The organism is Roseateles sp. (assembly GCF_039595595.1).
Taxonomy (GTDB): Bacteria; Pseudomonadota; Gammaproteobacteria; order Burkholderiales; family Burkholderiaceae_C; genus Roseateles.
The window spans coordinates 194,066-214,127 of sequence record NZ_JBCNLG010000001.1 but is presented as its reverse complement, the minus strand read 5'-3'; the positions used below and the strand labels follow the sequence as shown (position 1 = coordinate 214,127).

At 70.3% G+C, this 20,062-nt stretch carries 17 protein-coding genes; 13 read left to right on the top strand and 4 right to left on the bottom strand.

All coding sequences use genetic code 11. The features are described from left to right. Positions 1–22 precede the first annotated feature (22 nt). Positions 23–493: an Lrp/AsnC ligand binding domain-containing protein gene (locus ABDW61_RS00950; protein ID WP_343635273.1), complete on the top strand. Its 471-nt coding sequence runs from the start codon at positions 23–25 to the stop codon at positions 491–493. 177 nt (positions 494–670) lie between these two features. Then, positions 671–1,024: a hypothetical protein gene (locus ABDW61_RS00945; RefSeq protein WP_343635271.1), complete on the top strand. Its 354-nt coding sequence runs from the start codon at positions 671–673 to the stop codon at positions 1,022–1,024. Positions 1,025–1,081: 57 nt separating this feature from the next. Here ABDW61_RS00945 and ABDW61_RS00940 read toward each other — a convergent pair whose 3' ends face one another. Together ABDW61_RS00940 and ABDW61_RS00935 are read right to left on the bottom strand one after the other, a co-directional pair. Beyond that, the gene (locus ABDW61_RS00940) at positions 1,082–3,379 is read right to left on the bottom strand and encodes an EAL domain-containing protein (protein WP_343635269.1); all 2,298 of its coding nucleotides are present in this window, start codon (positions 3,377–3,379) and stop codon (positions 1,082–1,084) included. Positions 3,380–3,549: 170 nt separating this feature from the next. Continuing rightward, positions 3,550–5,610 (bottom strand): NADPH-dependent 2,4-dienoyl-CoA reductase, encoded by a 2,061-nt coding sequence (locus ABDW61_RS00935; protein WP_343635267.1) that lies wholly within the window; start codon positions 5,608–5,610, stop codon positions 3,550–3,552. 202 nt (positions 5,611–5,812) lie between these two features. On the opposite strand from ABDW61_RS00935, the gene ABDW61_RS00930 reads away from it, so the two are divergent. From ABDW61_RS00930 to ABDW61_RS00920, 3 genes are all read left to right on the top strand, one after another. After that, the gene (locus tag ABDW61_RS00930; RefSeq protein WP_343635265.1) at positions 5,813–7,093 is read left to right on the top strand and encodes a DUF4397 domain-containing protein; all 1,281 of its coding nucleotides are present in this window, start codon (positions 5,813–5,815) and stop codon (positions 7,091–7,093) included. A 201-nt stretch (positions 7,094–7,294) separates the two neighbouring features. Further along, positions 7,295–8,029 (top strand): hypothetical protein, encoded by a 735-nt coding sequence (locus ABDW61_RS00925; protein WP_343635263.1) that lies wholly within the window; start codon positions 7,295–7,297, stop codon positions 8,027–8,029. 141 nt (positions 8,030–8,170) lie between these two features. After that, a complete protein-coding gene (locus tag ABDW61_RS00920; RefSeq protein WP_343635261.1) occupies positions 8,171–9,763 on the top strand; it encodes a thioredoxin fold domain-containing protein in 1,593 nt (530 codons plus the stop codon). A gap of 230 nt (positions 9,764–9,993) precedes the next feature. Here ABDW61_RS00920 and gstA read toward each other — a convergent pair whose 3' ends face one another. Further along, positions 9,994–10,602 (bottom strand): glutathione transferase GstA, encoded by a 609-nt coding sequence (gstA, locus tag ABDW61_RS00915; RefSeq protein ID WP_343635259.1) that lies wholly within the window; start codon positions 10,600–10,602, stop codon positions 9,994–9,996. A 199-nt stretch (positions 10,603–10,801) separates the two neighbouring features. On the opposite strand from gstA, the gene ABDW61_RS00910 reads away from it, so the two are divergent. The 4 genes from ABDW61_RS00910 to ABDW61_RS00895 all read left to right on the top strand — a co-directional run bounded on the left by ABDW61_RS00910 (position 10,802) and on the right by ABDW61_RS00895 (position 14,898). Further along, positions 10,802–11,281, top strand: a complete 480-nt coding sequence (locus ABDW61_RS00910; RefSeq protein WP_343635257.1) for a MaoC family dehydratase — start codon at positions 10,802–10,804, stop codon at positions 11,279–11,281. Positions 11,282–11,345: 64 nt separating this feature from the next. Continuing rightward, complete coding sequence (locus tag ABDW61_RS00905) at positions 11,346–12,896, top strand: alpha/beta hydrolase (protein ID WP_343635255.1); 1,551 nt, start codon at positions 11,346–11,348, stop codon at positions 12,894–12,896. Next, complete coding sequence (locus tag ABDW61_RS00900; protein WP_343635253.1) at positions 12,893–13,723, top strand: ATP-binding cassette domain-containing protein; 831 nt, start codon at positions 12,893–12,895, stop codon at positions 13,721–13,723. Before ABDW61_RS00905 ends, ABDW61_RS00900 begins: the two co-directional genes overlap by 4 nt. Next, positions 13,720–14,898, top strand: a complete 1,179-nt coding sequence (locus ABDW61_RS00895) for an ABC transporter permease subunit (RefSeq protein ID WP_343635251.1) — start codon at positions 13,720–13,722, stop codon at positions 14,896–14,898. The genes ABDW61_RS00900 and ABDW61_RS00895 overlap by 4 nt, the downstream gene beginning before the upstream one ends. A 27-nt stretch (positions 14,899–14,925) precedes the next feature. On the opposite strand, the gene ABDW61_RS00890 is transcribed toward ABDW61_RS00895, so the two are convergent. After that, a complete protein-coding gene (locus ABDW61_RS00890; RefSeq protein ID WP_091729590.1) occupies positions 14,926–15,171 on the bottom strand; it encodes a hypothetical protein in 246 nt (81 codons plus the stop codon). Between the two features lie 364 nt (positions 15,172–15,535). Here ABDW61_RS00890 and ABDW61_RS00885 point away from each other — a divergent pair, with 364 nt between their 5' ends. The 4 genes from ABDW61_RS00885 to ABDW61_RS00870 all read left to right on the top strand — a co-directional run bounded on the left by ABDW61_RS00885 (position 15,536) and on the right by ABDW61_RS00870 (position 19,986). Further along, positions 15,536–16,249, top strand: coding sequence for an autoinducer binding domain-containing protein (locus tag ABDW61_RS00885; RefSeq protein WP_099860351.1), 714 nt, complete (start codon positions 15,536–15,538; stop codon positions 16,247–16,249). Positions 16,250–16,373: 124 nt separating this feature from the next. Continuing rightward, positions 16,374–16,556, top strand: coding sequence for a hypothetical protein (locus ABDW61_RS00880; RefSeq protein WP_343635248.1), 183 nt, complete (start codon positions 16,374–16,376; stop codon positions 16,554–16,556). A gap of 54 nt (positions 16,557–16,610) precedes the next feature. After that, the gene (locus ABDW61_RS00875; RefSeq protein WP_343635246.1) at positions 16,611–17,855 is read left to right on the top strand and encodes an HlyD family efflux transporter periplasmic adaptor subunit; all 1,245 of its coding nucleotides are present in this window, start codon (positions 16,611–16,613) and stop codon (positions 17,853–17,855) included. Then, positions 17,848–19,986 carry a peptidase domain-containing ABC transporter gene (locus ABDW61_RS00870; RefSeq protein ID WP_343635244.1) on the top strand — a complete coding sequence of 713 codons (2,139 nt, stop codon included), beginning with the start codon at positions 17,848–17,850 and terminating at the stop codon, positions 19,984–19,986. Before ABDW61_RS00875 ends, ABDW61_RS00870 begins: the two co-directional genes overlap by 8 nt. The last annotated feature ends 76 nt before the right edge of the window (positions 19,987–20,062 follow it).

The window sequence follows — 20,062 nt, the reverse complement described above, 5'->3', positions numbered from 1 at the left end:
CATCAACCGCACGGAATCCAGCATGAGCAGCCTTGAGGACCTGGACAAGATCGATCGGCGCATCCTGGCGCTTTTGCAGCAGGACGGGCGCATCAGCAACCTGAAGCTGGCCGAGGAGGTGCAGATGTCCGCCACCGCCGTGCTGGAGCGGGTGCGGCGGCTCACGCGCGACGGCTTCATCCTCGGCTACGAGGCGCGTCTGAACCCGGCCAAGCTCGGCGCGCAGATGCTGGTGTTCATCGAGATCCTGCTGGACCGCACGGTCCACGACGTCATGGACAACTTCCGCGCCGCGGTGCAGGCGCGGCCGGAGATCCTCGAGTGCCACCTGGTGGCCGGCGGCTTCGACTACCTGCTCAAGACGCGGGTGTCAGACATGACGGCGTACCGGGAGTTCATCGGCGCGGTGATCTGGACGCTGCCCGGCGTGCGCGAGACGCGGACCTACGCGGTCATGGAGGAGGTCAAGAACACGACGGCGCTGCCGCTGTGAGCCCGCAGGGGCGCGCGGGCCCGGCGCCGGTGTGACTTCCACACACCGCCACGCGGCGCAAGCGGATTCAAGGGGGAGATGTCCTCCCCCGTCGGCCCCTCCATCTGCGGGCTGACGTACAGGCTGCGACAGGATCACCATGGAGTGCCTCCTCCCTGAAATCCCGGAGACCCCGAGATGAAGTACCGGTCCTCCTCGTCCTCTGCTCCGCGCGCCGCGTCCAGGCCGCTCGCGGCCGGCAGCGGCTTCGACAGCCTGTATCCCAGCCACTACGGCGACAGCCGCTTCACCCACGGCGAGAGCCATTACGCGGACAGCGGCAGTACCTTCGGCGATTCCAGCTTCGGCGCCGAGCCGGCGCCCAGGCGCGCGGCCACCGGCCCGGTGGAAAGCTGGCATGACTCCAGCTACATCCTGCGGCGCGGATTGGAAGTGCGCGAGATCAGCGCCAAGGAATGGCGGCTGTGGTCCGGCGACGCCGCTCCGCCGAGCGCGCCGCGGCGGCGCACGAATGGCGACCGCGATGCGTGAACGCCTGCTGCCACCGCCGCAGCCTTCAAGGCCGGCGCGGGCTCGCCCGGCTCCCGCTCAGGCGAGCTGCAGACGCTTGGTGGGCGGGCGGCGCAACGGCTCGGGCGGCGGCGTGACGACGAAGTCCTCCGCCGGCATCGGGCGGCCGTAGTACCAGCCCTGGGCCCAGTCGCAGCCCTCGCGGCGCAGCCACTCGGCCTGCTCCAGCGTCTCGACGCCTTCGGCGAGCACGTCCAGGTTGAGGCTGCGCGCCAGCACGATCACCGTGCGCGCGATCGCGGCCACGTTGGCATCGCTGCTGAGCTCGTTGACGAAGCTGCGATCGATCTTCAGCGTGCTCACCGGCATCCGCTTGAGGTAGGCCAGCGACGAGTAGCCCGTCCCGAAATCGTCGATCGCGACACGCACGCCGCGGTCGCAGATGCGGGTGAGCAGGCTGATCGCCTGCTCGGCGTCCTCGAGCAGCAGGCTCTCGGTGACTTCCAGCTCCAGCGCGCTGGGCGGGCAGCCGGTCTCGGCCAGGATGAGGTCCAGCGTCTCGACGAAGTCAGGCTGGCGCAATTGGCGCGCCGAGACGTTGACGGCGATCTGCTGCGGCTTGCCCTCCTGGCCCTGCCAGCGTGCCACTTGCGCGCAGGCCTGCTCCAGCACCCAGCGGCCGATGGGAACGATCAGGCCGGTCTCTTCCGCGAGCGGAATGAAGTCGGCCGGCGAAATCGGCCCCCGTGTCGGATGGCGCCAGCGCAGCAGCGCCTCGGCGCCGATCAACTGGCCATCGCTCAGGCGCACCTGCGGCTGGTACTCGAGGCGGAACTGCGCCGCCTCGTTGGCCTGGCGCAGCGCGTGCGTCAGCTCGAAGCGCTGCTGCACCGCCTGCGTCAGTTCGGGCCGGTAGGCCTGGACCGAGCCGCGCGCATGCAGCTTGGCGCGCACCATCGCCACCTCGGCATTGCGCAGCAACTCGTCGACGTGGGTGCCGTCGGCCGGGAACAGCGCCAGGCCGATGCTCGCGCCGACGTTGAAGCGGTGATGGTCGATCACGACCGGCTCGTCCATCGCCTGGATCAGCCGGTCGCCCAGCCGCATCGCGGTCTCTTCGTCCACCAGGCCCGACAGCACGACGACGAACTCGTCGGCGCCGACGCGCGCCACTGAGTCGCTCAGCCGCGTCACGTTGGCGAAGCGCGCCGCGGCCGTCAGCAGCACCTGGTCGCCCGCGCTGTGGCCGGCGATGTCGTTGACGTCGCGGAAGCCGTCCAGGTCGATGTACAGCACCGCCACGCAGGTGTGCTCGCGCTGGGCGTTGCCGATCTGGCGCGAGATGCGGTCACGCAGCAGCGCCGCGTTCGGCAGTCCGGTCAGGCGGTCGTGCAGCGACTGGTGCAGCAGCTCGGCCTCGGTCTGCTTGATGCGGGAGATGTCGGTCAGCACGCTCAGGTACTGCACCTGCGCCGGATCGCCCGACGGGGACGGCACCTTCACGAAGGTGGCCCACATCGGGATCGATTCGCCGTTCTTGTGGCGCTCGGTGACCTCGCCGCACCACTTGCCGCGGGCGTCGATGTCGGCCCACAGCTGGCGCAGCTTCTCGGGGTCCTGCTCGGTCTCGCGCAGCAGCAGCGGGCGCTTGCCCAGCAGCGTCTGCCGGTCATGACCGACCATCGCCACCAGCGCCGGATTGACGTCGACGATGCGCAGCTGGTGGTCGATGACCATGATGCCCTCGCCGCAGTGCTCGTACACGGTGGCGGCGCGGCGGGCGGCGTCGGTGGCCTGCTGCAGCTGGGTGATGTCGCGCGCGATGGCGACCTGGCCGAGGTACTGGCCGTCGTCGATGACGCGGGCGCTGAGCACGTCCAGGCAGCGCGCCGCGCCGTCGCGGCCGTCGCGCCAGGTCAGGCTGTGGCCGTCGGACTGGGTGTCCACCCATCCGGGGGGATTGGGCAGGTCGGCGTCGCGGCGGCCGATCAGTTCCTGCTCGGTCAGGCCGACCGCGCGCTCGAAGGCGGGATTGCAGCCTTCATAGGCGCCCTGGGCGTCCTTGAAATACATCGGATCGGGAATCGCGTTCAGCAGCGCGCTGAGGCGGGCGCGCTCGCGGCGCACGCGCTTGAGTTCCTCGCGGCGGCTCGCCAGGCGGCCGCGCTGCTGCACGAACAGGCTGACCATCACGCCCAGCGCGAGCCCGCCCACGACACAGGCCGCGCCGAGCCAGAACACGGTGGAACTGGAGTCGATCCAGGCCGGCAGATGCACCCGCGCTTGAGAGATCGAGGAGGCCGCCGACGCCGCGATGGACGCGGACGCGTCCGCCCGCGCCGGCGTGCTCAGGCACGCAGGCAGCGACGCGGACACGGCAAGGCATCCCCAACGACGGTTCAGGCGAAGACGCATGGCTGGCCCAAGCTTCTCTCTTGTTTTGGGAGAGCCCCGGCGGGCCCCACGTCGGCCGCCCGCGGATGGCGGGCGTTCCCTCTCGCTCGACCTTCGGAGTATCGATGCCGGTCTGAAGAGACCGCTAGGGTTTACAGCGAGGCCGCCAACCGCGTTCCCTGCAGGATTGCACGCTTTGCGTCCAATTCTTTCGCCTCGAGGGAACCGCCGATCAGATGCACCGGCCGGCCCGCCGCGCGCAGCGGCGCCTCGAGCTCGCGCAGCGGTTCCTGTCCCGCGCACAGCACGATGGTGTCGCACGCGATGAGCTCGGGTTCGGCGCGCTCCTGGCCATGGCTGATCCACAGGCCCTGCGCATCGATGCGCTCGTACTGGACGCCACCGATCATCCGTACACCGTGCGTCTTCAGCGCGGCGCGGTGGATCCAGCCGGTCGTCTTGCCCAGTCCCGCGCCCAGCTTGCCGGCGCGGCGCTGCAGCAGCGTGATCTCGCGCTGGGGCGGTGCCGGCTGCGGGCGCGTCAGGCCGCCACGCGTGTCCGCCGGATCGCCGACGCCCCAGTGCCTGCGCCAGGCGGGCGGGTCCAGCGCGAGCGAGTGGCCCTGCTCCAGCAGGAACTCCGAGACATCGAAGCCGATGCCGCCCGCGCCGACCACCGCGATGCGGCGGCCCACCGGCTTCTCGCCGCGCAGCACCTCGAGGTAGCTCAAGACCTGGCCCCGCGCGATGCCTTCGGCCTGGCCGGGGATGCGCGGGTCGCGTGGCGCGACGCCGGTGGCGAGCAGCACCTCGTCGAAGTCCATCAGGTCCTGGGCGCCGACGCGCCGGCCCAGCTGCGGCACCACGCCGAGCAATTCCAGCCGGCGCTTGAAGTAGCGCAGCGTCTCGTGGAACTCCTCCTTGCCGGGAATGCGCTTGGCCAGGTTGAACTGGCCGCCGATCTCCGTGGCGGCGTCGAACAGCGTGACGGCGTGCCCCCGCTCGGCGAGCGTCGTCGCCGCGGCCAGGCCCGCAGGCCCTGCACCGACGACGGCGACCCGCTTGCGCGGGAGCTCCGGCGCGACCGGGACGATGCGCAGCAGCGTCTCATGGGCGGCGCGCGGATTCACGAGACAGGACGCCACCTCCTGCTTGAACACGTGATCGAGGCAGGCCTGGTTGCAGGCGATGCAGGTGTTGATCTCGTCGGCGCGGCCCTCGGCGGCCTTGCGCACGAAGGCCGGATCGGCGAGCAGCGGGCGCGCCATCGAGACCATGTCGGCCGAGCCGTCGGCCAGCACCGACTCGGCCACCTCCGGCGTGTTGATGCGATTGCTGGTGATCAGCGGCGTGGCGATGCCCTCGGCCCGCAATTGCTCGCGCAGCTTCTTCGTCACCCAGGCGAAGCCGGCGCGCGGCACGCTGGTGGCGATCGTGGGGATGCGGGCCTCATGCCAGCCGATGCCGGTGTTGATGATCGTCGCGCCGGCCTTCGCGACGGCGCGCGCCAGCTGCAGCACCTCGTCCCAATTGCCGCCCTCGGGCACGAGGTCCAGCATCGACAGACGGTAGATGATGATGAAGTCCGGCCCGACGGCCTCCCGCATGCGGGTCAGGATCTCGACCGGCAGCCGCATGCGGCGCGCGAAATCGCCGCCCCAGGCGTCATCGCGCCGGTTGGTCGCGGCGACCAGGAACTGGTTGATGAAGTAGCCCTCCGAGCCCATCACCTCCACGCCGTCGTAGCCCGCTTCACGCGCCAGCACGGCGCAGCGGACGAAGGCGCGGATCTGGCGCTCGACGCCGCGCGCGCTCAGCGCATGTGGCGTGAAGGGCGAGATCGGCGACTTCAGCGCTGACGGCGCGACGTTGAACGGGTGGTAGCCATAGCGGCCGGTGTGCAGGATCTGCAGCGCGATCTTGCCGCCCTCGGCATGCACGGCGCGGGTGATGGGCTGATGGCGCCGCGCGGCGCCGCCGGTCATCAGCGTGCCGGCGAAGGGCTTGGCCCAGCCGGCGATGTTGGGCGCGTAGCCGCCGGTGACGATCAGCCCGACCTGGCCGCGGGCGCGCTCGGCGAAGTACTCGGCCAGACGGCCGACGTGCTGGCGCGAGTCCTCCAGCCCGGTGTGCATGCTGCCCATGAGCACGCGGTTCTTGAGGGTGGTGAAGCCCAGGTCCAGGGGCGAGAGCAACTGCGGGTAGGCGTTCATCGCGCGGATGCTAGCGCCGGCGCCCGCGCGCGATTAGAGGGCGCAGCCCAGGCCGGCAGGTGGCGGGCAGGCGGCACCCGCAAGCGTGGTGGCAACTCTGTGTCGGCCTTGATATGGAAGTTCACAAAGCCGCCAAGGGGCCACAAGCCGCAGCAACACGAGACCCGTTCAATCGCCGCATTCTCAATCGGAGTGTCGGACGATGCGATTCAAGACCTGGGCCTGGGGCCTGAGCCTGGCCACCATGGCCCTGCTGACCGCCTGCGGCGGCGGCAGCAGCAGCAAGACCGCGCAGATGCGCCTGCTCAACGCCAGCATCGGATATTCCGCGCTGGACATGTCGGTGGACAGCACGACGGTGAATTCCGCCGTCGCCTACGCGTCCGTGGGCAGTTATGCCGATGTGAAGACCGACGCCACCGGCACCGAGGTGCAGAGCAACAGCGTCGGCAGCACGCTGTCGTCGTCGACGCCCACGCTGGCCGAGGGCTCGCACTACACGCTGATCGCCTACGGCTCGGCGGGCTCGGTGCAGACGACGCTGCTGCAGGAAGACCAGGCCGCGCCGGCCGCCGGCAAGACCAAGCTGCTGGTGCTGAACCTGGCGCCGGATGCCGGCGCGATGGATGTCTACGTCACCGGCGCGAACGACACGCTGGACAGCTCGACCGCGGTCGCCAGCAGCATCGCGGCCGGCTCGGGCAGCGGCTACGTGACGCTCAACAGCGGCTCGTTCCGCGTGCGCATGACCGCCGCCGGCGCCAAGAGCGACCTGCGCCTGGACATCCCCAGCATCACGCTGCCCGATGCCGGCGTCTCGACGCTGGTGCTCACCGGCAGCGGCGGCGGGGTGCTGGTCAACGGCATCCAGCTGATCCAGCAGGGCGCGACGACCAACTTCCCGAACTCGACCTCCCGTGCCCGCCTGGTGGCGGCGGTCGGCGGCGGCGCGCTGGTGTCGGGCTCGATCGGCCAGACCACGCTGCTGCCCACGTCGGTGGCGCCGACCATCGGCGACTACACGACGGTCGCGTCCGGCACGGCCAGCCTGTCGGTCTACGTCAACGGCCAGCTGATGTCCTTCGCCAATCCGGCGCTGGCCGCGGGCAGCGACTACACGCTGATGGTCTGGGGCACGCCGGACAATCCGCAGCTGGCGGTACTCACCGACGACAACCGCTTGCCCACCAGTCCCACGACAACCGCCAAGATCCGGCTGGTCAACGGCGTGGCGAGCGCCTCCACCGGACTGACGCTGAACGTGGACTACAGCGCGCTGGCCTCGAACGTGGTGGCGGGCACCTCGTCGACGCCGCAGACGACGCCGGCCTCGACCTCCTCGCTGCTGACGGTCACCTCGCCCGCGTCGACGACGCCGGTCTACAGCCTGAGCGCGCTGCAGATCCAGGCGGGCTATGTCTACACCGTGTTCGTGATGGGCGACAACACCGCGATGGTGGGCTCGCTGCGCCGCGAGCGCTGATCGTCGAGCCGCCCCCCGCCGGGGAACACGCCCCGGCGCCGGACCACTGAACGCGCATCCCGCGCGGCGGCCGGCATGACCGCGGTCCGGCGATACCAGCTCCCTGTTGGCCACGTCCTCTCCCGAGGCGTGGCCTTTTTTTCGCCGGCCGGCCCGGCCCTGCTGACGCGGCGGGACGCCGGGCTGCGGCAACATCGCCGCATGTCCGCGCCGCCGCCCCGCCCCACCGTGATCCAGATCCGCCGCCTGCGCCAGCTGTGGCGTTCGGCCGGCTGGCCCTGTCAGGACATGCTGGAGGTGGAGCTGCTGGCGCTGGGCTGGCTGGAGCGGCAACAGGATCCACACGGGCGCGAGACGCTGCGCCTGACCGCGGGCGGCATCGAGGTGCTGCATCTCGGGCTGCGCAAGAACCGCGCCGCGCGCGATCGCCATGAGGACCTCGTGGCCCGCATGGCGGTCGAGCTGCAGCGCGCCGGCCGCGTGGTCTGGCGAGGACTCTCGCTGCGCGCGGGGCTGCCGCGCGAGGACGAGCCCGGCCGCCTGCGCTGGGTGAATGCGATGCCCGATGTCTACTCGGTGCGCAACACCACCGTCGAAGACTACCTCGAGCCGGCGGTGCACGAGATCAAGGTCAGCCGCGCCGATCTGCTGTCGGAGCTGCGCCGGCCGGCGAAATCGCAGGCCTACCTCGCGCTCGGCGGCCAATGCTGGTACGTGCTGCGCGCCGGCATCGCGGCGGTCGAGGAGATCCCGCCTGCCTTCGGCGTGCTGTTCGCGCATGAGGTGGGCGGCGGCACGGGCCTGCGCTTCGAGCTCGGCCGGCCGGCGCCGCGCCGGGCGATGAAGCCCGACTTCGGCACCTGGATGGCGCTCGCCAAGGCGACGCCAGAGCCGCCGCCGCTGGACGAAGGTCAGGACCTGCTTGGCGAGGCCTGACGGCGGTCCTCTCCCCTTTCGCGTCGCCGCCCCGCGCGGCAAGCAAGCTTAGAAGCGCCCCGCATATCGGGGGATTGGCGCCGGCGCCACAATGGCCCCTTCCCACGATATCGACCGGCTCACGAGGCCGCGACCTTCGCCATGACCTTCCACACCTCGGTGCCGCGCCGCGCGCGCTCGGCCCTCCGCCTGACCCTGCTTGCCGCCGCGCTGACCACGATGGGCGCGCTGCCGATGCTGACGCCCGCGGCGATGGCCGCCAGCGCCTCGGCCTCGGTGTCCTGGCAGGAGGCCTCCGGCGACGCGGACATCGAGCGCGCGTTCACGCAGGCGCGCGGCGAGAAGAAGCCGGTGCTGCTGTACTGGGGCGCCAAGTGGTGCCCGCCTTGCAACCAGCTCAAGGCCACGCTGTTCAATCGCGCCGACTTCATCGAACAGTCGCGCGCGGTGGTCGCCGTGCACATCGATGGCGACAACCCCGGCGCGCAGCGCCTGGGTGCGCGCTTCAAGGTACGCGGCTACCCGACCATGATCCTGTTCAACAACGACGGCCAGGAGCTGACGCGCCTGCCCGGCGAGGTCGACGCGCCGCAGGTGCTGCGCGTGCTGCAGTTGGGGCTGGCGGGCGGACGTCCGATCAGGACGGTGCTCGCGGACGCGCAGGCGGACAAGAAGCTCTCGGCCAGCGAATGGAAGCTGCTGGGGTTCTACTCGTGGGAGACGGATGAGCAGCAGCTCGTGCCCGCGGCGCAGCGGCCGGCGCTGCTCGCCAAGCTCGCGGCGGCGAGCCAGGGCACCGATGAGGAGACCGCCACGCGGCTGTGGCTGAAGGCGCTGGCCTCGACCGAGGGCGGCGGGGCGCTGAAGGCCGACGCGGCGCTGCGCGGCCGCGTGGAGAAGACGCTCGCCGATGCTGGCGCCGCCCGGGCGCAGATGGACGTGCTGAGCAACAGCGCCGACGACATCGTGCGCGCGCTGGCGCCGGCGGCTGGCTCGGAGCGTCAGGCGCTCGTCGCGAAGTTCAACGTGGCGCTGAAGCGCTTCGAGGCGGACGAGTCGCTGTCAAGGGCGGATCGGCTGCAGTCGCTGCTGGCGCGCGTGGAACTGGCGCGGCTGGACCAGGACAAGGCCGCGCTCGCGCCGAAGCTGCCGGCGCCGCTGCTGGCCGAGGTGAAGGCCCACGCCGCCAAGGCGGACAAGGAGATCACCGACGGCTATGAACGCCAGGCGGTGATCACGTCGGCGGCGTTCCTGCTGGGCCGCGCGGGGTTGTGGAGCGACTCCGACGCGCTGTTGAAATCCAGCATCGCCAAGAGCCACAGCCCGTACTACCTGATGAGCCAGCTGGGCGGCAACGCGCGCAAGCAGGGCCGCAAGGAAGAGGCGCTGCGCTGGTATGAGGAGGCCTTCAACAAGAGCGAAGGGCCGGCCACGCGCTTGCAGTGGGGCTCGAACTACCTGAGCGCGCTGGTGGAACTGGCGCCGCAGGATTCGGCTCGGATCGAGAAGGCCGCGGCGCAGTTGCTGGCCGAGGCGGGGAAGGACAAGGGCGCGTTCTATGAGCGCAGCGCGCGCTCGCTGCAGAAGGTGGGCGGGCAGCTCGTCGCCTGGAATGCGGGCGGGCAGCACGAAGCCACGCTGACGCGCCTGCGCACGCAGCTTGACGGGGTCTGCGCCAAACAGGACGCCGGCGACAAGAGCGCTTGCGAGTCCCTGCTGAAGAAGAAAGGCTGAGCCTGATTTACTGCGGCGGCCTCTGGCCCTCACCCCTCCCGCAAGCGGGCAAGGGGTAAAAAGAGCCGGGCGGCGCAGTAAACCCCCTCGCCCCAGCGGGGAGAGGGAGGGGAGAGGGGGCTCGTGCCACAGCGCTGCTGCCCTTCGAAGCGCCCCCTCTCCCCTGCCCTCTCCCCCCTCCCGGGGGGCGAGGGAGTTCTCGCGGACCGCGAGCCAGTTACGTTGGCCAGTTACTTGAGCAGTCCTTCCGCCTTCATCGCCGCCTGCACGGCCGGCCGCTCGGCGACGCGTCCGCGATAGGCCACCAGGTTGGCATACCCCGCCAGATCTACGCCCACGTGCTGCGCCCAGTTCGAGACGGTGAACAGGTACGCATCGGCCACCGTGAACTGTGCTCCCATCAGGAACTGTTTCCCTTCCAGCTGCGCGTCGATCCACTTGAAGCGCTCATGCAGCTTGTTCCGGAACACGCCCTTGGCGTCTTCCGAGATGGCCGGGTTGAACAGCGGGCTGAAGGTCTTGTGCAGCTCGCTGGTGAGGAAGTTGAGCCACTCCTGCAGGCGGTAGCGGGCCATCGTCCCGTTGGCGGGCGCGAGCTGCTTGCCGGGCACCTGGTCGGCGATGTACTGGACGATCGCCGGGCCTTCGCTCAGCCGCTGGCCGTCGTCGAGCTCCAGCAGCGGCACGTAGCCTTTCGGATTGATGCCGTAGTAGTCGGTCCCGTCCTGCAGCTTGTGCGTCTTGGTGTTGGCGAGCACCGGCTCGAAGTCCAGGCCCGCCTCACGCAGGACGATGTGGGGCGACAGCGAGCAGGCGCCGGGGCTGTAGTAGAGCTTCATCGGGGGGTCTCCTTGGGTGCGTGAACGGCTCTTGACGAGCGGTCCCGGAACGGGACGCGGGGACCATACGCGCGCGCCGTACACCGTGCAACGGCAGGGGCATTCGGCCAGAGCATTCGGCGGGCTGTCGCCGCCGCGCCAGCCGGGCTCGCGCCGCGCGCCTACAGTCGGCCGATCTTCATCCGACGGAGGTTCCCCGATGAGCACGCCCGCCCCCGCCGCGCCCGGCGCCAAGACCTACGCCTTCGAGGACTTCGCCCCCGGCCAGGTGCGCGAGTTCGGCTCCCGTCTGGTCGACCGCGAGGAAGGCCTGGCCTTCGCCGCCGCCTATGACCCGCAGCCGCTGCACCTGGACGAGGAGGCCGCCAACGCCTCGGTGCTGGGCGGGCTGTCGATCAGCGGCTGGCAGACCTGCGCGCTGGTCATGCGCATGATGTGCGACGCCTACCTGCTGGACTCCACCAGCCAGGGCTCGCCCGGCATCGACAACCTGCGCTGGCTCAAGCCGGTGCGCCCCGGCGACACGCTGCGCGTGCGCATGACCGTGCTGGAAACCAAGGCCAGCCGCAGCCGTCCGCAATTGGGGCTGGTGCGCTCGTCCTGGGAAGTCTTCAACCAGCGCGATGAACAGGTGATGAGCATGGAAGGCTGGGGGATGTTCGGACGGCGCGGCAGCTGACCGAAGGCACGCCCGCCGCGCGCCGCCCCGTCGCCATAATCGCCGGCACGAGGAGGAGCGCGACATGTTCACGAGTCCCGGGGCAACACCTGTCCCCCGATCCCGGCCGTCCGCGGCCCTGATCCTGCTGGCGGCGTTCGCCGGCCTGGCCGCTGGCAGCGCGGGCGCCGCGCCGTCAGTGGCCCCGGCGTCCGCGCTGCAACCCTGCCGCGTCGACGGCGTACCGACCGAGGTCCTGTGCGGCGGCCTGAGCCGGCCCCTGGACCCGGCCCGCCCGGACGGCGTGAAGATCGACATCCGCTACGTGGTCGTGCCCGCGCTGGCCCGCAACAAGCTGCCCGATCCGGTGCTGCTGCTCGCCGGCGGACCGGGCCAGAGCGCCACCGCGCTGACCGCCTCCGTGCTGCCGCGGCTGTCGCGGCTGAACTACCGCCGCGACCTCGTGTTCATCGACCAGCGCGGCACCGGCCGCTCGGCGCCGCTGTCCTGCCCCGACAACAGCGATCGGAGCCTGGAGGAACTCATCAAGCCGGGCGCCAAGGTCCGGCTGCTCGCGCAATGCCGCGACACGCTGAAGCGGCTCCCCTACGGCGACCTGCGCTTCTTCACGACCACCATCGCGATGCAGGACATGGACGCCGTGCGCGCGGCGCTGGGCGTGGACCAGTGGAACCTGGTCGGCGCGTCCTACGGCACGCGCGCGGCGCTCGAATATCAGCGCCAATTCCCTGCCCACGTGCGCCGCACCGTCATCGACGGCGTCGCGCCGCCGGACATGGTGCTGCCGGTCAGCTTCTCGCAGGACGCGCAGCGCGCGTTCGATCTGGTGTTCGAATCCTGCGCGAAGTCCCCGGACTGCAACGCCCGCTATCCGGCGCTGAGGACCGACTGGCAGTCGCTGGTCAAGAGCCTGCCGCGCAAGGTGTCGTTCACCCATCCGATGACCGGCCGCCCCGAGGAGGTCTCGCTGACGCGCGAGACGCTGCTCGGGCTGGTGCGGCCGCCGCTGTACTCGCCGCCGCTGGCGGCCGCGCTGCCGGCGGCACTGCATGAGGCGGCCCTGGGCCGCTTCGACGCGCTCGGCGGGCTCGCGGGGCAACTGGGCGGCGGCTCGCGCGCGATGCGGATCTTCGAGGGGATGCACTTCTCGGTGGTCTGCGCCGAGGACGCGCCGCGCATCGCCACCTCGACCGAGGCGCCCGGCGCCGACTTCGGCACGCTCGACCGCGATCTCTACACCAGCGTCTGCAGCGGCTGGCCGCGCGGCGAGGTGCCGGCGGCCTTCTACGCGATCCCTCCAGCGAAGTCGCCGGTGCTGCTCACCAGCGGCGGCAGCGACCCGGCCACGCCGCAGCGCCATGCGCAGCGCGTGCAGCAGGCGCTGGGCGCGAACGCGCGTCACGTCGTCGTCGCGGCCGCGGGCCATGGCGTCGCGCTGGCGCTGCCCTGCATGCGGGACGTGCTGTTCCGTTTCATCGACGCCGCCGCCGATGCCGATGCGCTTCAGGTCGACGCCAGTTGCGCCAAGGACCTGCCGCGCCCGCCCGCCTATCTGCCCCCCACGCCGGCGACCATCGCGGCCGCCGCCTCCGCCGCCCGGGAGTCCGACCGATGATCCGCCTGCATGCGCTGCACAAGACCTTCCGGACCCGTGGTGGAACACGTGGCGGCATGGGCGGCCCGCTGGCCGCGCTGCTCGGGAAGAAGGCGCCCGCGCGCACCGTCGTCGCGGTCGAGCAACTGGACCTGGTCGCGCCGAACGGCCGCATCACCGGCCTGCTCGGCCCCAACGGCGCGGGCAAGACGACCTCGCTGCGGATGCTCGCGGGGCTGTTCCCGCCGGACCGCGGCACGATCGATGTCGATGGCGTGGACGTGCTGAAGCAGCCGCGCGCGGCGCTCGCGCGCATGGGGATACTCGGCGACGCCCACGGCCTTTATCCGCGGCTGACGGCGCGCGAAAACATCGTCTACTTCGCCCGCCTGCAGGACCTGCCGATGGAGCAGGCGCAGGCACGCGCCGAGGCGCTCGCCGAGCTGCTGGACATGCGCGCCATCCTCGACCGCCGCGCCGACGGCTTCAGCCAGGGCGAGCGCATGAAAACCGCCCTGGCCCGCGCGCTGGTCCACGACCCGGCCAACATCGTGCTGGACGAGCCGACCAACGGCCTGGACGTCGTCGCCACGCGCGCGCTGCGCGAGGTGCTGCGGCACCTGCGCTCGCCGGCCGGCGGCGGCAAGTGCATCGTCTTCTCGAGCCACATCATGCAGGAGGTGGAACAGCTCTGCGACCAGGTGGTGGTGATGTCGCACGGGCGCTCGGTCGCGACCGGCACCGTCGACGGCCTGCTCGCGCAGACCGGCCGCCAGCGCTTCGAGGACGCCTTCGTCGACCTCGCCTTCCCCGAAGCCGCCCACGCGCGGCACCTGGAGTCCGCATGAACGGCCCCTTCCTCAAAGCCTTCCGAACCGTCTTCGCCAAGGAGATCGTCGACGCGCTGCGCGACCGGCGCACGCTGCTGCGGCTGCTGATCCCGTCGGTGCTGATGGGCCCGCTGATGCTGATGATGATGTCGGGACTGGCGGCTTCGCTGCAGGAACGCGCCGAGCAGCGCGAGGTGCTGGTCGCCGGGATCGAGCACGCGCCCACGCTGCGCAATTACATCGAGCGCCAGACCTACACGATCAAGCCCGCGCCCGCCGACTACGAGGCGCGGCTGCGCGCCGCCACGCTGACCGATCCGGTGCTGGTCGTGCCGGCCGACTTCGAGACGCTGCTCGCCGGAGGCGAGCCGGCTTCGGTCGAGATCGTCAGCGACAGCGTCAACCAGCGCGCCGAGGCCGGCGTGGGCGCGCTCGGCCGCCTGCTGCAGGGCTTCAGCAGCGAGCGCGCCACGCTGATGCTGGCCATGCGCGGGCTCGGCCCGCAGCAGCTGCGGCCGGTGGACGTGCGCGAGCGCGACCTCGCCAGCATGCAGGCGCGCTCCACGCGGCTCACGCAGATGCTGCCGATGTTCATCATGATGGCGGTGCTCTATGGCGCACTGACCGCGGCGCTCGACACCACCGCCGGCGAGCGCGAACGCGGCTCGCTCGAACCGCTGCTGGTGAACCCCGCGCCGCATGCGGCCATCGTGGCCGGCAAGTGGGCCGCGGTGCTGATGGCGGGGCTGCTGGTGGCGGTGCTCTCCAACCTCAGCTTCCTGCCCGGCCAGTGGCTGATGCGCAGTGACGCGCTGGCGGCGGCCTTCCAGTTCGGCTGGGCCGAGGCGCTGCGCTTCCTGCTGCTGCAGATCCCGCTCGGCGCGGGACTCTCGGCGGTGCTGATGGCGCTGGCCATCCGCACCAAGACCTTCAAGGAGGCCCAGGCCAGCACCACGCTGGTCATCACCGCCGTGGCCTTGACGCCGATGGTCGCGATCGTGAATCCGGGCGGGGAGGCCGCCTGGCACCTGTGGGTGCCGGGGCTGGGTCAGAACCTGCTGATGATGCAGGTGCTCAAGGGGGAGCCGCTGACCCTGGCGAAAGTGATGCCGACGGTGATCGTCGGCGCCGCGCTCACCCTCGGCGGGCTGGCGCTGGTGGCGCGCTCGATGCGCGCGGCGGTGGCGCGATGAAGTGGGGACGCGCGCCCGAGGGCGCTTTCAGTGCCGCGTGGCGAGCGCCAGCTGCACCTGTTCCTGCCACGGCAGCGTGTGCACGATGCCGTTGAGTTGGATCGCCGATTCGATCGGCGCCAGCACCTCGCCCTCTCCGTTCAGGAACTGCAGGTTGGTCACCAGCGCCATCGGATCGACCATCGACACGATGCCGTAAGGCATGCGCACCCAGTCCCAAGCCACGCCGGCGGCGCCAAACTCGGATTCCCCGCTCCACAGGGTTTGCCCCATGGCCGGGTGATCCTCGTCTCCCGCCACCAACACGCGCGTGCTCAAATGCGCGAACTGCAAGCGAGGCAGTCGCTGAACATCACACAATATTCGTGGCCACGCGTACACAATCCAAGCTGGTGTCATTGTCAGAATTGTTTGGTTTGGCTACTGCGGATCGGCGATTGCTGCTTCTCCCCTTGACCAGAAGTGTGGTCACGATGAGGGCGGCTCGCCAGCTGTAAACCCTGTCAGGGGCGTGAATGCGTCACGTGGCCTATGCGGCCGATACGGGCGCGTGGCGCGTCACGGACAGCCGGACAGGTCCCCCACCCAGACCTCTTGGAAGAGGCTCACTAGACCGGCCGACGGGCCGGAGCGATCCATGCTGCAAGGCGGTTATCAATCAGTCCTGGAAGCGCGCTCACGGGAAGAGTTCCGCAGTGAGGTGATCCGCTTCGCGCAAAAGCTCGATTTCCAGACGGTGTCGGCCATCACGGTGGTCGACCACACGCTGGCCGAGACCGAGTTCATCACCATCGACAACTGCCCCGCGGGCTACGCGGAGGTGATGCACGCGCCCGAGTTCGGCCGCCGCGATCCGGTGATGCAGCATTGCAAGCGCAACAGCATGCCCATCGTGTGGGATCGCCAGACCTACGCCCGCCATGGCGCGAGCGACATCTGGGAATCGCAGGCGCAATTCGGCTACAGCACCGGCATCTGCCTGGCGCTGCACCTGCCCGAGGGCCGGCACTTCGTGCTGGGCGTCGATCGCGACCAGCCGCTGCCCAGCGATTCGGGCCAGCTCACGCGCATGGTCGCGGACCTGCAGCTGTTCGCGGTGCACGCGGTCGACACCGCGCTGCGCGTCCTGCTGCCGGAGGAGAAGGTGACCGAGTCGCCTCGGCTCACGCCGCGCGAGCTCGAATGCCTGCACTGGACGATGGAAGGCAAGACCGCCTGGGAAGTCGGCGCCATCCTCAGCATCACCGAACGCACGGCGGTGCTGCACATCAACAATGCGATGCACAAGCTGGGCTGCTCGAACAAGCACCAGGCCGTGCTCAAGGCGCTGCGGCTGGGCCTGATCCGCTGATGCTGCCCGCGGCGGCAGCTTGTAAACACTGTAAGAGCTGACAGTTATGCGGGTGTCGGCTCGCTGCTTCAATTCGTCCCGTGCTCAACACATTCCGGGCACGTCACCGAATCTGGAGCCTCTCATGCAAGCCCAACCGCAAAACGTCACCGTCAACACGCAAGTCGAAGAAGGTCTGGTCGAGTTGGACCTGCAAACCCTGGTTCATGTGGGCGGCGGCGCACCCAAGGGCACCTGGGTCGTCGGCGGCGAGTCGCTCGCGACCACGGCCGTGGACACCGAACCCGCCCCCAAGGGCACCTGGTAAGCCCTCGCGGCTGCATCGCGACCCGTCAGGTTCGCAACAAAAGGAATCATCGTGGTGGCGCTTTTCCGCGCCGAAGCGCAGGCCTCGCAGCAGCAGGCCTGGCTGGGGTCGGTGCAACTGCATCGTCCCGCCACCTTGCGATGGCTGAGCATCCTGGCTCTGGGCGGCGTGGTGGCCGTCGGGGTCTTCCTGTTCAGCACGGAGTACACCCGCAAGGCCCGCGTCAATGGCCTGCTGGTGCCCGAGCGCGGCGTGATGCGGCTGAGCGTGCCGCAGAGCGCCACCGTCGTGGCACGTCCCGTCCAGGACGGGCAGCAGGTGCATGAAGGCGAGGTGCTGTTCGTGCTGTCGCTGGACAGCGCGAACCCGACCGGCGACGGCCTGTCGCGGACCTTGAAGGAGCGCGAGCAATCGCTGGGCGCCGCGCAGGCGCAGCAGCGCGAGCTGGCGCAGAGCCAGGCGGCGGCGCTGAAGGCGCGCATCGCCACGCTGGGATCCACGCTGCGGCAGGCCGATGCCGAGCTGCAGCTGCATGCGGAGCGCGAGGCGCTCGCGCGGCAGAGTCTGGGACGGCTCGAGTCGCTGGCGAAGGACCAGTTCGTCTCGAGCGCCCAAGTCCAGACGAAGCGGGAGGAGTTGCTTGGCTTGCAGGCCCAACGGCAGGCACTTTCGCGTGAGCGCGAAAACCTGCAGCGGGAGGCGTTGGGCTTGCAAGCTGAGCTTCAGGCAATCCCCTTGAAGGCTCAGGTCCAGCAGGGGGAACTGGCCCGCGACATCGCCGCGCTGCAGGCGCAGGGCGTCGAGAACGAAGCGCGGCGCCGGCTCGTGCTGCGCGCCCCCAGCGACGGCCAGATGAGCACCGTGCTCGCCGAGCCGGGCCAGGTCGTGCAGGCCGGCACCCAGCTCGCTGCCCTGCTCCCCGCCCGCACGCCGCTGCAGGCGCATCTCTACGCCCCCTCGAGCGCCGTCGGCTTCCTGCGCCCGCATCAGGCGGTGCTGCTGCGCTACCAGGCCTTCCCGTATCAGAAATTCGGCCAGCAGGAGGGCGAGGTCCTGCAGGTCTCGCGCACGCCGCTGCAGGCCGCTGAACTCGCGCAGCTGGGCCTCCCGGCCGCGATGGCGCAAGGCGAGCCGATGTACCGCATCACCGTGCAGCTGCAACGCCAGTCGGTCGAGGCCTATGGCCAGGATCAGTCGCTCAGCCCCGGTATGCTGCTCGAAGCGGACGTGCTGCTCGAACGGCGCCGTCTGATCGAATGGATCTTCGAACCGCTGCTGAGCCTCGTCCGTCGTGTCTGATGCCCCTGCCGCCGGCGCCCTCGCCCGGCTGAATCTCGGCTGGCGCCGCCGCCGTCCCGTCATCCTGCAGACCGAGGCTGCCGAGTGCGGCCTTGCCTGCCTGGCGATGGTGGCCGCGGCGCATGGCCAGCGCTGGAGCCTGGGCGAGTTGCGCGACCGCTTCGCCGTCTCGCTCAAGGGCCTGACGATGGCCGACCTGGTGCGCATGGGCGCGCAGCTGGGCCTCACCGCCCGCGCGCTGCGCGCCGAGCCGCAGACGCTGCACAAGCTGCAGACGCCTTGCATCCTGCACTGGGACTTCAACCACTTCGTCGTGCTGGACGGCATCCAGGGCGATCGCGCCGTGATCCTCGACCCGGCCCTGGGCGAGCGCCGCCTGCCGCTGGCCGAGGTCTCCAAGCACTTCACCGGCGTGGCGCTCGAGCTGCGGCCGGGCATGGACTTCGCGCGCAAGGCGCCGGCGCCGGCGCCGAAGTGGCGCCAGCTGCTCGGCCATGTGAGCGGGCTCAAGCGCTCGGTGGCGCAAGTCCTGGCGCTGGCGCTGGGCCTCGAACTGCTGGGCCTGCTCGCGCCCTTCCTGCTGCAATGGACCGTCGACGGCGTCATCGTCAGCGCCGACCGCGACCTGCTCGTCACGCTGGGCATCGGCTTCGCGCTGCTGGTGCTGCTGCAGGTCGGCGTCGGGATCCTGCGCTCCTGGGCGGTGATGATCCTGTCGGCCTCGCTCAACCTGCAGTGGCTCTCCAATGTGTTCTCGCACCTGCTGCGGCTGCCGCTGGCCTGGTTCGAGAAACGCCATCTCGGCGATATCTGGTCGCGCTTCTCCAGCGTGCAGGAGATCCAGAAGACGCTGACCGGCAGCTTCATCGAGGCCGTCCTGGACGGGCTGATGGTGCTGCTGACGCTGGCCATGATGCTGCTCTACAGCGGACGGCTGACGGCGGTGGCGCTGACCGCGGTGGCCGGCTACGCGCTGCTGCGCTGGGCCTTCTTCCGCCCGCTGCGCAACGCGCAGGAAGAGGCGCTGACCCATGAGGCGCGCCAGAACACCCACTTCCTCGAATCGCTGCGCGGCGCGCAGGCGATCAAGCTGTTCAACGCGCAGGCCGATCGCAGCGCGCGCTTCGCCAATCTGGTGGTCGAGCAGATGAATGCCTCGCTGACCGGGCGCAAGCTCGAACTCGGCATGACGCAGGGCAACAAGCTGCTGTTCGGGCTGGAGCGCGTGGCCATCGTCGCGATGGGCGCGATGCTGGTGCTGGACAAGGAACTCTCGGTGGGGATGCTGTTCGCGTTCCTCGCCTACAAGGACCAGTTCAGTCAGCGCATCGCGGGGCTGATCGACAAGGTCGTCGCTCTCAAGATGCTGCGCCTGCAGGGCGAGCGGCTCGCCGACATCGTGCTGACCGCGCCCGAGGCCGAACTCGACGCACCCGGCCGCGCGGTGCCGCGCGAATCGGCACTGGAACTCGACGCGCTGCGCTTTCGCTATGCCGACGGCGAGCCCGAGGTCATCGCCGGCTGCTCGCTGCGCATCGAACCCGGCGAGTCGGTCGCGATCGTCGGCCCGTCGGGCTGCGGCAAGACCACGCTGATGAAGCTGATGCTGGGCATCCACGCGCCACAGCACGGCGAGATCCGCATCGGCGGCGTCGCGCTGGCCCAGCTCGGTGCGAATGCCTGGCGCGAGCGCATCGGCACGGTGATGCAGGACGACCAGCTCTTCGCCGGCAGCATCGCCGACAACATCAGCTTCTTCGACCTCGACGTCGACCCCGACTGGGTCCGGGAATGCGCGCGGCTGGCCTGCGTGCTCGAAGACATCGAGGCCATGCCGATGCGCTTCCAGACACTGATCGGCGACATGGGATCGAGCCTGTCGGGCGGACAGCGCCAGCGCATCCTGCTCGCGCGGGCGCTCTACAAGCGGCCGCAGTTCCTGTTCCTGGACGAGGCCACCAGCGCCCTCGACGTGGAACGCGAGCGGCTCGTGAACGCGAGTCTGCGGCAGCTGCCGCTCACGCGCATCGTGATCGCGCACCGGCCGGAAACCATCGCGGCAGCACAGCGCGTCGTCAGCCTGCAGGGCGGGCGCGTGGTGCAGGATCTGCGGACCGTGCATCAGGCCTGACGGCTTCCTGCTTCGACCGAGCGCAGCAGAGGAAGCCCAGGGGCAGGACTCCTCATACGCTCGCTAAATCGTCGCC

Bases quoted from the DNA above. Each gene is read 5' to 3' on its own strand.
- ABDW61_RS00890 (WP_091729590.1), bottom strand. From the start codon at position 15,171: ATGGGGCAAACCCTGTGGAGCGGGGAATCCGAGTTTGGCGCCGCCGGC.
- ABDW61_RS00925 (WP_343635263.1), top strand. From the start codon at position 7,295: ATGTCCGCGCCGCCGCCCCGCCCCACCGTGATCCAGATCCGCCGCCTG.
- gstA (WP_343635259.1), bottom strand. From the start codon at position 10,602: ATGAAGCTCTACTACAGCCCCGGCGCCTGCTCGCTGTCGCCCCACATC.
- ABDW61_RS00900 (WP_343635253.1), top strand. From the start codon at position 12,893: ATGATCCGCCTGCATGCGCTGCACAAGACCTTCCGGACCCGTGGTGGA.
- ABDW61_RS00945 (WP_343635271.1), top strand. From the start codon at position 671: ATGAAGTACCGGTCCTCCTCGTCCTCTGCTCCGCGCGCCGCGTCCAGG.
- ABDW61_RS00885 (WP_099860351.1), top strand. From the start codon at position 15,536: ATGCTGCAAGGCGGTTATCAATCAGTCCTGGAAGCGCGCTCACGGGAA.
- ABDW61_RS00880 (WP_343635248.1), top strand. From the start codon at position 16,374: ATGCAAGCCCAACCGCAAAACGTCACCGTCAACACGCAAGTCGAAGAA.
- ABDW61_RS00905 (WP_343635255.1), top strand. From the start codon at position 11,346: ATGTTCACGAGTCCCGGGGCAACACCTGTCCCCCGATCCCGGCCGTCC.
- ABDW61_RS00930 (WP_343635265.1), top strand. From the start codon at position 5,813: ATGCGATTCAAGACCTGGGCCTGGGGCCTGAGCCTGGCCACCATGGCC.
- ABDW61_RS00920 (WP_343635261.1), top strand. From the start codon at position 8,171: ATGACCTTCCACACCTCGGTGCCGCGCCGCGCGCGCTCGGCCCTCCGC.
- ABDW61_RS00950 (WP_343635273.1), top strand. From the start codon at position 23: ATGAGCAGCCTTGAGGACCTGGACAAGATCGATCGGCGCATCCTGGCG.
- ABDW61_RS00935 (WP_343635267.1), bottom strand. From the start codon at position 5,610: ATGAACGCCTACCCGCAGTTGCTCTCGCCCCTGGACCTGGGCTTCACC.
- ABDW61_RS00910 (WP_343635257.1), top strand. From the start codon at position 10,802: ATGAGCACGCCCGCCCCCGCCGCGCCCGGCGCCAAGACCTACGCCTTC.
- ABDW61_RS00895 (WP_343635251.1), top strand. From the start codon at position 13,720: ATGAACGGCCCCTTCCTCAAAGCCTTCCGAACCGTCTTCGCCAAGGAG.